The 12,624-nt window shown below is 56.5% G+C and carries 8 protein-coding genes and 2 rRNA genes (1 of these 10 running past the window's edge); 8 read left to right on the forward strand and 2 right to left on the reverse strand.

Annotated elements, in window-relative coordinates; all coding sequences use genetic code 11:
• Together FYB92_RS05855 and rrf are read left to right on the forward strand one after the other, a co-directional pair.
• Positions 1-1,344 (forward strand): 23S ribosomal RNA (locus FYB92_RS05855) (it extends 1,397 nt beyond the left edge of the window).
• A 102-nt stretch (positions 1,345-1,446) separates the two neighbouring features.
• A 5S ribosomal RNA gene (gene rrf, locus FYB92_RS05860) occupies positions 1,447-1,562 on the forward strand.
• Positions 1,563-1,943: 381 nt separating this feature from the next.
• On the opposite strand, the gene FYB92_RS05865 is transcribed toward rrf, so the two are convergent.
• Positions 1,944-3,134, reverse strand: coding sequence for an MFS transporter (locus FYB92_RS05865; RefSeq protein WP_003621304.1), 1,191 nt, complete (start codon positions 3,132-3,134; stop codon positions 1,944-1,946).
• Positions 3,135-4,050: 916 nt separating this feature from the next.
• On the opposite strand from FYB92_RS05865, the gene FYB92_RS05870 reads away from it, so the two are divergent.
• Both FYB92_RS05870 and FYB92_RS05875 read left to right on the forward strand, forming a co-directional pair.
• The gene (locus tag FYB92_RS05870; RefSeq protein ID WP_332828347.1) at positions 4,051-5,751 is read left to right on the forward strand and encodes a thiamine pyrophosphate-binding protein; all 1,701 of its coding nucleotides are present in this window, start codon (positions 4,051-4,053) and stop codon (positions 5,749-5,751) included.
• Positions 5,752-6,212: 461 nt separating this feature from the next.
• Positions 6,213-6,344 (forward strand): hypothetical protein, encoded by a 132-nt coding sequence (locus tag FYB92_RS05875; RefSeq protein ID WP_003621297.1) that lies wholly within the window; start codon positions 6,213-6,215, stop codon positions 6,342-6,344.
• A gap of 503 nt (positions 6,345-6,847) precedes the next feature.
• On the opposite strand, the gene FYB92_RS05880 is transcribed toward FYB92_RS05875, so the two are convergent.
• Positions 6,848-7,252: a hypothetical protein gene (locus FYB92_RS05880; protein WP_003621294.1), complete on the reverse strand. Its 405-nt coding sequence runs from the start codon at positions 7,250-7,252 to the stop codon at positions 6,848-6,850.
• A 408-nt stretch (positions 7,253-7,660) separates the two neighbouring features.
• On the opposite strand from FYB92_RS05880, the gene FYB92_RS05885 reads away from it, so the two are divergent.
• The 4 genes from FYB92_RS05885 to FYB92_RS05900 all read left to right on the forward strand — a co-directional run bounded on the left by FYB92_RS05885 (position 7,661) and on the right by FYB92_RS05900 (position 12,560).
• Entirely contained in the window at positions 7,661-8,887 is a 1,227-nt protein-coding gene (locus FYB92_RS05885; protein WP_003621292.1) for an MFS transporter, read from the forward strand.
• 45 nt (positions 8,888-8,932) lie between these two features.
• Positions 8,933-10,198, forward strand: coding sequence for an acyl-CoA dehydrogenase family protein (locus FYB92_RS05890; RefSeq protein ID WP_332828348.1), 1,266 nt, complete (start codon positions 8,933-8,935; stop codon positions 10,196-10,198).
• 221 nt (positions 10,199-10,419) lie between these two features.
• Positions 10,420-11,508 (forward strand): anhydro-N-acetylmuramic acid kinase, encoded by a 1,089-nt coding sequence (locus FYB92_RS05895; protein ID WP_040512575.1) that lies wholly within the window; start codon positions 10,420-10,422, stop codon positions 11,506-11,508.
• Between the two features lie 38 nt (positions 11,509-11,546).
• Positions 11,547-12,560, forward strand: coding sequence for an asparaginase (locus tag FYB92_RS05900; RefSeq protein WP_003621287.1), 1,014 nt, complete (start codon positions 11,547-11,549; stop codon positions 12,558-12,560).
• The last annotated feature ends 64 nt before the right edge of the window (positions 12,561-12,624 follow it).

Consider the following 12,624-nt stretch of genomic DNA (forward strand, 5'->3'; position numbering starts at 1 on the left):
GTGACGAATGCAATATGTTGTCGGGTCTTATCGGATTGACCCGGCTTTTGGAGCATTCCAGGAAATAGCTCTGGCATATAGACCGTACCCGAAACCGACACAGGTGGACTGGTAGAGAATACCAAGGCGCTTGAGAGAACGATGCTGAAGGAACTAGGCAAATTACTTGCGTAACTTCGGGATAAGCAAGACCCGTCCGTGGGCAACCACAGGCGGGTGGCACAAACCAGGGGGTAGCGACTGTTTAGTAAAAACACAGGGCTGTGCGAAGTCGAGAGACGACGTATACGGCCTGACGCCTGCCCGGTGCCGGAAGGTTAAGAGGAGGTGTGCAAGCACCGAATTGAAGCCCCGGTAAACGGCGGCCGTAACTATAACGGTCCTAAGGTAGCGAAATTCCTTGTCGGGTAAGTTCCGACCTGCACGAATGGCGTAACGACTTCCCCGCTGTCTCCAGCATCGGCTCAGCGAAATTGAATTCCCCGTGAAGATGCGGGGTACCCGCGGTCAGACGGAAAGACCCTATGAACCTTTACTGCAGCTTTGCAGTGGCATCAGAGACATTCTGTGTAGGATAGGTGGGAGGCTTTGAAACCGGGGCGCCAGTTCCGGTGGAGCCATCCTTGAAATACCACCCTGACTGTTTCTGATGTCTAACCGAGACCAGTAAGCCTGGTCCGGGACCCTGCATGGTGGGCAGTTTGACTGGGGCGGTCGCCTCCCAAAGTGTAACGGAGGCGCGCGATGGTGGGCTCAGGTCGGTCGGACATCGACTGTTGAGTGCAATGGCATAAGCCCGCCTGACTGTGAGAGTGACAGCTCGATCAGAGACGAAAGTCGGCCATAGTGATCCGGTGGTCCCGCGTGGAAGGGCCATCGCTCAACGGATAAAAGGTACTCTAGGGATAACAGGCTGATCTCCCCCAAGAGTCCACATCGACGGGGAGGTTTGGCACCTCGATGTCGGCTCATCACATCCTGGGGCTGGAGCAGGTCCCAAGGGTTCGGCTGTTCGCCGATTAAAGTGGTACGTGAGCTGGGTTTAGAACGTCGTGAGACAGTTCGGTCCCTATCTGCCGTGGGTGTTGGAGACTTGAGAGGATTTGTCCCTAGTACGAGAGGACCGGGATGAACATACCTCTGGTGCACCGGTTGTCGCGCCAGCGGCACAGCCGGGTAGCTAAGTATGGAAGGGATAACCGCTGAAAGCATCTAAGCGGGAAACCCACCTCAAAACAAGGTCTCCCCAAGGGCCGTGATAGACCATCACGTCAATAGGCCAGGTGTGGAAGCGCAGTAATGCGTGCAGCTGACTGGTCCTAATCGCCCAATAGGCTCATTCACACAGCCACTCAACGTGGAAAACATACATGCACAGCAGTCATCCACCCACTCTATCCTCTCAGCACCAACCTCCCACACAGTCCCTCAGGACTGACTGGATGATCTGGTGGCCATGGCGGGACGTGCTCCACCCGATCCCATCCCGAACTCGGACGTGAAAAAACCCAGCGCCTATGATACTGTGCCTTAAGGCACGGGAAAGTCGGTCGCCGCCAGATCTTCCAGTCAGCCCTGAATGAAAAAAACCCTTTCCATATTTTATGGAAAGGGTTTTTTTGTTGTGATGGGGAATATTAAAAAGCTGTTTGAAAACTCAGACCCAATAACAAACCAAAATCATAAAGGGTTTTGGTGAAGCTTTTTCTAAAAAGCTTCAGAAGACGCCGCCTCTTTGAAAAAATATTTGCTTTCAAACACTCTCTAAGCAAACCGCGTAAAATACGCGTCATGGATATTACAGAAAAACACCAGAAGACAGAAGATATTGCTCAGGCTGCATAGTGGCTGCGGTTTCGGAATAAATCAGAACATAATCAAAATCATACCTATGTTTTTTTCATAAATGTGCCGAATATTTCAGGGCCTGCCGGGAAAATATGTCATTCCAAAATAGTCTCTTGCTGGCGTCGTGCCGCCATATGCAGGGTCATAATGAACGCCATCGTGGCACAGAGCCCCCCTACAAGAAAGACTGAGGCATATCCGGTGCGATCCGCCAGCAGGCCAGTCAGCGGTCCTGTCGCGCCATAGGCCAGATCCTGAAATGCGGCAAATCCTCCAAGCGCGGTTCCTCGTAGATGTGGCGGCATGATACGCACCACTTCCACCCCCAGTGCGGGATAAACCATGGAGCAGCCTGCCCCTGTCAAAACCGCTCCGGTCAGTGCCATGACAGGAGAGGGGGCACACCACAGGAGATATTGCCCGACGGCTTCTACCCCCAGTGATACAAGAGCGACCCGTACGCCACCAATCCGGTCCGGCAGGTGCCCGCATAACAGGCGCATGGCAACAAATGCCAAACCAAAACAGCTTAGGCCCAGCCCTGCATACGGCCAGTGTCGATGTATGAAATACACCGAAATGAATGTTCCCAGCGCGGCAAAGCCAACCCCCTGTAACCCCAATGCACATCCCGGCTGCCAGATCCGGCCCAGTATGCGCCAGAACGGTTCGCGCCGTCCTGCATGTACGGGAGGCGCCGTGATTCCTTTGGATATTATCAACCCGATGGCCGGTAAAATGGCGCACCCCATCATAACGCCGCCAAATCCCACCATATGAAAGAGTGCAAGCCCTAATGGAGCTCCCACGGCAAATGCGCCATACATGGCCATACCGGTCCAGGCCATGACTTTTCCGGCGCGTGCATGCCCCATCAGGCCGATGCCCCACCCCAGCATGCCCACGACTGTCAGGCTTTCCCCCACGCCAAGAACCAGTCGTCCGACCATCAGTATAAGGTAGCGGGTCAGGTACGGCAGTATCGGCAGGCCAGCACCCGCGCAGATCACGCCACCAAGGATATACCCTGCCAGGCCCAGCCGCATGCAGGCGCGCCCCCCGCGTCCATCCGCCAGTTGTCCTGCATGGTTACGGCTTATGATGGTGGAGGCAAAGGCAATCCCAACCGCAAGCCCTGCAAGCATATTGCCATATCCGGGCCATTGCGTGACATAGACCGCGATGACCGGCAGCGATAACGCCACGGCCATATATCCAAGGAACAGCGCGACTGTCAGCCGCATCAGCAGGCGGGGGGCATTATCATCAGTGGTGGAAGTATCCATGGGATGCCTGTGATCCTACGAGTGAGGAAAGAAAGCTGAATAAATTCATAGGATGTTTTATGGTATTTCAATAAGGTCGGCAAACGATACCACGCACCTGTGATGGCACTCATTAATGATCGGGAACAATGCCGGACTGTGAACGCAGATTTCAGTCAGACTGTTAATAATTGGGAATATAATAAATATTTTTGGTTTTTAACTATTAATTATTATGCAGATAAATCATAAAGAAGTATTTTTGCTCCTATTGGTAATTGTTATTTTTTATGATGTTTGAATATATTTCAGGATTCATATGACTCGTCTTCATACTGACGGATGCCAAATGAACGAAAATGGGGTCGTTGTACCTGATAGCCCCCCTTCTTGAACGAACGGATTTCAAAGGCATCTCGCCGGCCAGGCGTTCGACGTCCACGGGCGCGTGGATACCATATGTAAGCATGCCGCCCGTGTGGTTATCCCCTAGCGCAAAAAACGCCCCGATAAGCACCAGTTCGTTCAGGTCCTGTTCAAAGCACGGCATCTTATGAGAACTCCTTTTACACGCTCAAGGAGTTCAAGCGCATCGCCATGCGGAGCGAGCAGGCCGACAGATTTTTCTGTGTCATGATCCATCTCGCGGCTACTTTCATCAAGTCACGATAATCTCCAACAGGTTCGGAATAATTTTCAAAAAATGTTTGTTGAAGATTGTTTTAAAAACTTGGAAGGAAATCGAGTTTTCGAAAAAAGATGGCCTCTGAAACCTTCTATTATTTTCAAATATTTTCTTCGAAGAATGTTTATTTAAATTATTAAATAAATAACCCGCATATATTATTTTTTTATGCAGGCAAAAAGGTTGCGCCGTTCCGTCGAAGGTGATGCTCTCGATACATCACATCTTGAATCATCTGGACAAGGCATGAAAATGACGACGCGTAAATCGGTGGGAACCTATCTGCTTGAACGCCTTATGAAACTGGGGGTTCGGCGGATCTATGGGGTGCCGGGGGATTATAACCTTGAATTCCTCGAACTGATTGAACGGACCGAGGGCATTGCCTTTATCGGCAACTGTAACGAACTCAATGCGGCCTATGCGGCAGATGGTGATGCGCGCCTGTCAGGTATTTCCGCGGTTTTGACCACTTATGGCGTGGGCGATCTCAGCGCCCTGTCCGCCGTTGCCGGGTCCTATGCCGAAGGGGTGGCGGTCATCATGATTTCTGGCGTGCCACCGCAGCATGCCATCACGCAGCGGGCACTTTTGCATCATACGCTGGCCGACGGAAATTATGAAAATGTCATGGCCTGCTATGCCCAGTTCACCGTAGCGCAGGCGCGCCTGCTGCCGCAGGATGCCGCGGGGGAGATTGACCGCGTGCTGGGGGCCGCATGGCGGGAAAAGCGGCCGGTTTATCTGCAACTGCCTTCAGATACCTGCTGTGTTTCGGTTCAGGTTCCGGTCGAACAGGATGTTCCCGCGCCTTGTGGCAGTGATCCGATACAGTTGCAGGCTGCCGTTGCGAACATCATGGAGCGGCTGGCAAAGGCCACACAGCCGGTCTTTTTTCTGGATGCACTGGTGCGGCGCTTTGACCTGCGCGAACGGGTGGGCGAATTGTCCCGGTTGCTGGACATTCCATTTGCCACGCTTGCCACAGGTAAGGGGGCGTTATGTGAAACAAGCCCGAATTATCTGGGTATTTACGGGGGTAAGGCTTCGGCCCCGGAATTATACGAACGTGTACGGACTGCGGACTGTATCATCGGGCTTGGCGTGCGTTTTGTGGATGCGACGTCGGGCTACTTCTCATATGCGTTTGATCCTGACGCCTTTATCAATATCCAGGCCTTTGACACGCGTTGTGGCATGGATACGTTCCTTGGGGTGGTTGTCGCTGATCTGCTCGATGCCATAATCGCGACGATAAAGGACCGTCGCGATGTGCATCCATCATCCGTGGCAGACGCAGCGTCGGGGCCGGTCCCGGTTCCGGTGCCGCTCCCGGTTGGACAGGAGGTTACCCCATGGGGGCAACCCGCGTTCTGGGCACGGATACAGGCATTCCTGCGGCAGGGAGATGTCGTGCTGGCGGATAATGGCACGTCGCTGGTTGCATTGACCCATATGCGCCTGCCGGCGGAATGCCATTTCATCTCCCAACCCGTCTGGGCTGCAATCGGCTATACGCTGCCGGCCTTGCTGGGGTCGCTGAACGCCAGCCCTGACCGGCGGCACCTGCTGTTCATCGGTGACGGTTCGTTCCAGATGACGGCACAGGAATTGTCCAGTGTCCTGCGTGCAGGGCACAAGCCGGTGATTTTTCTGCTTAATAACCGTGGCTATACAATCGAGCGCATGATTTTGGGGGAAACGGCGGCGTATAATGATATCGCCAACTGGGACTATGCGGGCTTGCCGGGGGTGATGGCGCAACAGGATGCGGCGCTATGCCTGCGGGTTAACAGTATGCCGGAACTGGAGGATGCGTTGAAACAGGCGCAGGATCCACAACGCCTGGTCTTTATCGAGCTTGGATTCGGTCCCATGGATGGTCCGGTCGGGATTTCCAACTTTGGTGGCGCGGTGCGTCACTATGACTATGGTGCGTTTGACGGCGGCTGATTTTTGTCCCGTTCTGCAACGGCAGGAGGCAATTTTACATTGCGCTTCCTGCCGATGTCGCTATCCTATTGAAAAGGGCGGCAATCTGGTTTGCCTGCATATTTTTGCATCGCAGGCTGCGTATGACGCAAAAATATGCATCTCCTACATTCCCAAAATTATCACGAAAACGTGAACGTCCTGCTTTAAAAATAGGCAGATCGCTTGTTTTTTGTGCGCCGCAATATGCCGCGATGGGTTGCGGAATGCATATTGCCTTTATTTTCGACATAAATATTCAAATGGTATTTTCGTCTTCTGGTGGCGGATTCAGTCGCATGTTTGTTTTGTGGTCAAATAATAATGACGGATTCCTTATGAAAATGTCATGAAAATAGTTCCCCATTATTTCCCGTTGCGGCGCGTCGGTATTTCGTGTTTTTACCGCGTCACTCGCAACCGAGAAAATGAAGGACAAAAAAATGCTGATCCAGAACCTGAGCATCCTGCTTGCCAATTCCGTTCATGCCATGTCGTCTCTGACGATGGTTTCTTTCCTGCCCATGATTGCCGCGCTGATGATCGCGACCCTGGTTTCCGATCGCGTTGCATAAGGCGGGGGGTTCTGCCCCTTCCTTGACCCTGCCCTGACATCATTGATGCGGGTACCCCTGCGGTGGTTCGGGAGATGTTGCCTTTTGCTGCACGCAGTGTTCGGCAGGCATGATCTCCATCCCTGTAGGTCGCGATCTGGAGATGCCTGAAGGTCTGTAATCGGCCGGATGGAAGACGATCGCTCTCCGGCAATCTGGCATGTAAAGATGCCAGTATTCGCCGGGTATGATGGCTATGGCGATATCATGAAAATGGCTGCGGCGTGTGACAGGTCATCTGAACCGTCCGCACGACTGCCTGCCTGATGTCGGGCGAGGATAGACCCCGCCAAACCAGATAATAAGAGTCTGGGCGCCCTCTTTTTAAAACCTTTACTTGAGGCTTGTTCAAGAAAGCTGCGCCAAGAAGGCCCTGTTGCCTTAAGATCGTCAGTCAGGCTTTTGGAAAACAGGTTTTCCAGCCGGCGACCATGTGAGGTCCTGACGTTTTTGGGGCTGGTTATTCAGCTTATGGGTTGGTTGCGGTTGATCGCCTGCATGCCGCGTATGATGCAATATATCGTCCATACCGCCCACCATAGCAGCAGCATGGCCGGAAAAATCACCAAGATCAGCCCGATCCCGCCTGTTACAGCGGCGGCCACCATGCTCGACAGATAAAGGATCAGCCCGGCAACTGCATAGAGCAGCCCCTTAAGGAACAGGGTGATCTGGAACTGGAAGTGCGAAGTATAGGGCTGTACGGAACTGTTCTTGTTGATATAGGCCAGTATGATTCCCAGCGCGCTGGTGCCGGGAATGAAAAATCCGATCAGATATAAAATATAGATGATGTTGACCATGGCATTCCCACTTTCTCCCGTAGGGGAGGGCGGTGTGCCCATGCTGTCATGGTGATTGAACGCCATGGCGTGCCTTTCTTGCTGTCACGGCTGTGCCGCGGTGCGATTGCTTGCTTCAGGTCAGGGTGGGGCCTGCGCCTATCGTAGCATGCCGGGCTGTGGGAATGTGTATGGATGATGCCATGAAATCTTCCTGACGACCCTATGCCAGACAGTCGTGTGTCAGTCCTGTTGTACGGCAAGGCAAGATATTATCGAAACAAATAAAATTATGATACGGAAGAAACATGCCATCAGGCCCATCTTGTGCTGTGGGCATGTCGGTGGGCTGCATCTTTTTCGTGGGGGGTGATGAATATTTCCCATGAAGCCGGATGGGGCTTGCTTCGGTCGGGGACGTGGGTGTATCGGCGGTGCGAAAGACAACCGCAAAGCCGGTTCATTACTTATTTTATTTCCATACAGAGCAGATACATGACCGAAAAACCGACCGTCCAGGCTGTGGGGACGTCCGAGGCCGGGCGTGCGTCCATACATCCCACATGGATATTCTTCATCCTGGCGATGGGGGGATTTGCCATTGGCACCGCCGAATTCGCGGCGATGAGCCTTGTGCCGATGATTTCGCGTGACATGCATGTCACCGTGCCGCAGGCGGGGCATGCGATCATTGCCTATGCGGTGGGTGTGTGTGTCGGTGCGCCGCTGATTGCCCTGCTTGGGGCAAAGGCCAGCCGCAAGCTGATGCTGATTGGCATGACCGCGCTTTATGTGCTGGGCAGCGCATTGACGGCTGTCGCGCCGTCATTTTCATGGCTGCTGCTGTTTCGTTTCATCAGTGGCCTGCCGCACGGGGCCTATTTCGGCACGGCGGGTATTGTCGCCGCCTCCCTTGTCCCTGAACGTCAGCGGACGCAGGCGGTGGCCCGCGTGGTGCTGGGCCTGACGATTGCGACGATTGCGGGGGTGCCGTTGGCGAATGGGCTGGGTCTGCTGCTGGGGTGGCGCTGGGCCTTTGTCCTGATTGCGGCGCTGGCATTTTCCACCATGCTGCTGGTCATCCTGTTTGTTCCGGCCGATCCGGCGCGCCCCGAGGCCAATGCCCTGACGGAACTGCGTGCCATGCGCAGCCGCCAGGTCTGGCTGACATTGGGGATTGGTGTCATCGGGTTTGGCGGCATTTTCTGCGTCTATACCTATCTTGCCTCCATCTTGCAGGAGGTCACGCATGCACAGCCGTTCATGGTCCCGGTCATGCTGGCGGTCTTTGGCGTGGGGATGACGGTGGGGACGATGGCATGCGCATGGGCGGCTGATCGCAAGATGATGCCGACCATCGGTGGAACCCTGCTGGTGAATGCGGCGGCCCTGGCGGGGTTTCCCGGATCAATTCACAGTGTGTGGGGCATGATGCCCATCGTGTTCATGATCGGCTGTGGCGGGGGGCTGGGCACCGTGATCCAGTCGCGGCTGCTTGGTGTCGCGGTGAATGCGCAGGCCCTTGCCGCCGCCATGAACCAGAGTGCCTTCAACCTTGCAAACGCCATTGGTCCCTGGCTTGGCGGTCTTGCGATTGCCGCAGGCTGGGGGTGGGGATCGGTTGGCTGGGTCGGGTGTGCGCTGGCGATGGGGGGATTTACGATGTGGATGCTTTCGCTCAGTGATGAGCGCGCGGCAACCCGGCGCAAGGCTGGTGGCTAGGTTACGCTATTGAACGGTCATGACCATAGCCTGTAACCTTTGGACATGACCTCTTTTTTTCCTGACGGGGTGATGTTGCCACCCCTGCTGGGCGACCTTTTCCCTCCCTATGCCCTTTCACGCGCGGATGCAGCATTGCTGTTGCGGGTGCAGGGGATATTGGATGCCGATATTGCACCGCATGCGGCGGACCATGATCGCAACGGGCGCTATCCGGTGCATGCGGTTTCGTTGCTGAAACAGGCGGGGCTGCTGATGTTGCCGGTTCCGCGTGCCTATGGCGGGATGGGCGCGACACAGGCCCTCTCGTTGGAGGTAATGGTCAGGATCGCGGCGGCCGACCCCGCCGTGGCGCAGATATACAAGGTGCATGACGACCTGGTGCGGGAGATATTTTCCTATGCCACGCCGGCATTCTGTCATCACCTTGCCCAGCATATCATGTCGGAACACGCGATCATTGGCATGGCTGTTGCCGAAAATGGGCGCACGGCCGACAGTTTCCTGCAAACACTGGCGATTGGGCAATCCGACGGGCAATGGGTTTTGCGTGGGCGCAAGATCTATGCCACCGGCGCGGCTGGCGCGGACCTGATCGCCATCAGTTCGTTTGATCCACAGGCCGCGCAACATCAGGGCGATGCACGCGCGGGCCTGCGTTTTGATATTGTGCCGCGTTCGGCGCCGGGCCTGCGTATCCTGCGCGACTGGGACCGGATGGGACAGCGTGCGACGGATTCAGGCACCGTCATCCTCGATGATGTCCGGGTCAGCGCGGCGTCCAATGCCCTTGCACCACAAAGCGTGCTGCCGGTCCATACATCCCTGCGCCATCAGGCGGGGTTCAGCGCGATCCTGGTCGGGATCGGCATCGGTGCGCTGCGGGCCGGGTGCGCCTTTGTCGCGCATCACAGCCGCCCGTGGGGCGCGGCGCAGGTCGAACATGCGACGGATGATCCATATGTGCAGCGCATGGTGGGCGAAATGGGGGCGGACCTGTCGGTGGCGTACTGCGCCGTGCGACAATGTGGAGAGCTGCTGGACCTTTATGAACGTGGTGGCCTGTCGCGTGCGGCGCTTGCCATGCCGGTCAGTGCCGCGCGTTCCGTTGCGACACGTGCGGCGTTACGCGCGACATCGGACATCCTTGCCGCGACTGGCGCACGGGGGACTGATGCCCTGCATGGGTTTGACCGGTACTGGCGCGATGCGCGCACATTATCACTGCATGACCCGGTGGACTGGAAAAATGCGGAAATCGGGCGGCATCTCCTGACGGGCTGGACCCCGGAACCCGGGCCATATCAGTAACGGGGGACCGGGCAGGGTGTTTTTGCTATCATATTGTCATCATAAAGACCTTTCATGAATCCTGCTCCGTCCGTTCTCCTGTCATATAGTGTCGCCGACACGAAGGTGATGGCTCCTTGGGTGTCATTTCGAATATATAACCACCTTGCTGTATAGGCATGGGCCATGATTGCGCGTGACATGGCATGTCCGCACTATGATGGGAAAAAGGATTGATGGGCATGTTGCATGCGATTGGGTTGATGAGTGGCACATCCCTTGACGGGGTTGACGCGGCCCTGATCGAAACGGACGGACACAGGGTCGGTGCCCGTGGGCCGTCGCTTTCGCTGCCTTATGCCCCGGCCCTGCGGGAGCGGATGCGCGATCTGCTGGACCGTGCGCCGAACCTGTCGGCGGATGCGCCCGAAGTGCGCGAGGTGGAACATGCCCTGACCCTGCGCCATGCCGAAGCCGTGCAGGCCCTGCGGGACAAAGCTGGAAACCCGCATGTCGATGTCATCGGGTTTCATGGGCAGACCCTGCTGCATCAACCGCTGGCGCACCGGACATGGCAGGTGGGGGATGCAGACCTGCTGTATCGGGAAACCGGCATTCCGGTTGTCCATGACTTTCGCAGTGCGGATGTCGCGCATGGTGGGGAAGGTGCGCCACTGGCCCCCTTTTACCATGCCGCCCTGCTGCTGGGGCAGGAGCGACCGGTGGCCATCGTCAATATCGGCGGGGTGGCGAATGTGACCCTGCTGGATACGGATGGGCGCGTGCATGCCTGCGATACGGGACCGGGCAATGCCTTGCTTGATGACTGGGCGCGCCTTCATACCGGCCATCCGTGCGATATTGACGGGCGTCTTGCCAGTGGGGGGCAGGTGGATGCGGATGTGCTGCATGCGCTGCTGTCTGACCCGTTCTTTTCACGACCCGCGCCAAAATCGCTGGACCGGCAGTCCTTTCACCGCGCATTGTCGATGGTGTCGCACCTTTCGGCGCAGGATGGGGCGGCGACGCTTGCGGCCTTTACCGTGGCGGGTATTGCCTCCGTTCCCCTGCCACAGACGCCGCGTGCGTGGTACATCTGTGGCGGTGGGGTGCATAACCCGGTCATTATGCGTGGGTTGCGTGAAACCCTGCCTGGTATCGTGGCCCCTGTTTCCGGACTGGGGTGGGACGGTGATGCGTTGGAGGCGGAATGTTTCGGCTTTCTGGCCGTGCGTTCGTTGCTGGGCCTGCCGATCTCTGCGCCTGAAACAACAGGGGTTGGCCATCCGTTGACGGGGGGACGCATTGTCGGCGCGCGTACCCGCGCGTAAGTAAAGCATCCTGCGTTCATAACGGATTGTTCCTTTCCATGCCTGATGCTGCCTCCCTGCCTTTCGTCACGGTCATTTCCACCGGCGGGACAATTGCCCGCCATTCGGATAATCCGTGCGATACCGTTGATTATGCGGAAATCGGGCATGACCTTGGGGGCGGCCACCTGCTGTCGGCGCTGCCTGATGTGGTGCGGGCGCGTTTTCGTGTTCGTGAAATCGCGTTTTCACAAAAAGACAGCAGCCATATGGATATGTCGCAATGGGCTGTGCTTGCGCAATGTATCCGCGACCTGCTGCGTGACAGTCCTGACATGGCGGGTGTGGTGGTGACGCACGGAACCACCACGCTGGAGGAGGCTGCGTTTTTCCTTGACCTTGTTCTGGATGGGGAACGTCCTGTCGTGCTGGTCGGTGCGCAGCGTCCCGCCAGCGCCATCAGTGCGGATGGGCCGGCGAACCTGCATGCGGCACTCCTTGTCGCGGCGAGTGCGCAGGCACGGGGCAAGGGGGTTCTGGTGGTTTCGGATAATGAAATCCATGCCGCCAGCAGCGTGACCAAGGCTTCGACCTATCGCCTGGATACGTTCCGTTCCCCTGATTTCGGCCCGCTTGGCGTGATTGAGGGGGATGTGGTCTGTTTCGCACGCCAGAGTGTTGCGCGCAGGCATATTGACGGCGATGTTCTGGCACGTCTTAGGCATGGCGTGCCGCGTGTGGATATCTGCTACAGTTATTCCGGTGGTGATGGGGCGGCAATCGCGGCGTTCCATGCCGCAGGCGCACGGGGGATCGTGGTGGCCAGCATGCTGCCGGGAATGTGCGCGCCTGCGGAAAATGCACAAATCGACGCGGTGTGCGCACAGGGTGTCGCCATCGTCATGTCCAGTCAGGGATCGTCGGGTGCCACGCTGGCACGCCATGACCTGCGCCAGCGTGGCATCATGGCGGCAGGGCGCCTGCGCCCGCGTCAGGCGCGGATCATGCTGGCATTGTGCCTTGCGCTTGACCTGCCGGTGGTGCGTATACAGGAACTGTTCGATATTCCCTGATGGGAACGGTAAATGTCAGATTGCGAAATATGGTGTGAATGCGTGGTGGTCTTGGAGACGCTTT

The organism is Novacetimonas sp. GS1 (assembly GCF_036686925.1).
In the GTDB taxonomy this organism is placed as follows: Bacteria; Pseudomonadota; Alphaproteobacteria; order Acetobacterales; family Acetobacteraceae; genus Novacetimonas; species Novacetimonas hansenii.

Coding starts and splice junctions, on each gene's coding strand:
- FYB92_RS05865 (WP_003621304.1), bottom strand. CDS start 3,134: ATGGATACTTCCACCACTGATGATAATGCCCCCCGCCTGCTGATGCGG.
- FYB92_RS05870 (WP_332828347.1), top strand. CDS start 4,051: ATGACGACGCGTAAATCGGTGGGAACCTATCTGCTTGAACGCCTTATG.
- FYB92_RS05875 (WP_003621297.1), top strand. CDS start 6,213: ATGCTGATCCAGAACCTGAGCATCCTGCTTGCCAATTCCGTTCATGCC.
- FYB92_RS05880 (WP_003621294.1), bottom strand. CDS start 7,252: ATGGCGTTCAATCACCATGACAGCATGGGCACACCGCCCTCCCCTACG.
- FYB92_RS05885 (WP_003621292.1), top strand. CDS start 7,661: ATGACCGAAAAACCGACCGTCCAGGCTGTGGGGACGTCCGAGGCCGGG.
- FYB92_RS05890 (WP_332828348.1), top strand. CDS start 8,933: ATGACCTCTTTTTTTCCTGACGGGGTGATGTTGCCACCCCTGCTGGGC.
- FYB92_RS05895 (WP_040512575.1), top strand. CDS start 10,420: ATGTTGCATGCGATTGGGTTGATGAGTGGCACATCCCTTGACGGGGTT.
- FYB92_RS05900 (WP_003621287.1), top strand. CDS start 11,547: ATGCCTGATGCTGCCTCCCTGCCTTTCGTCACGGTCATTTCCACCGGC.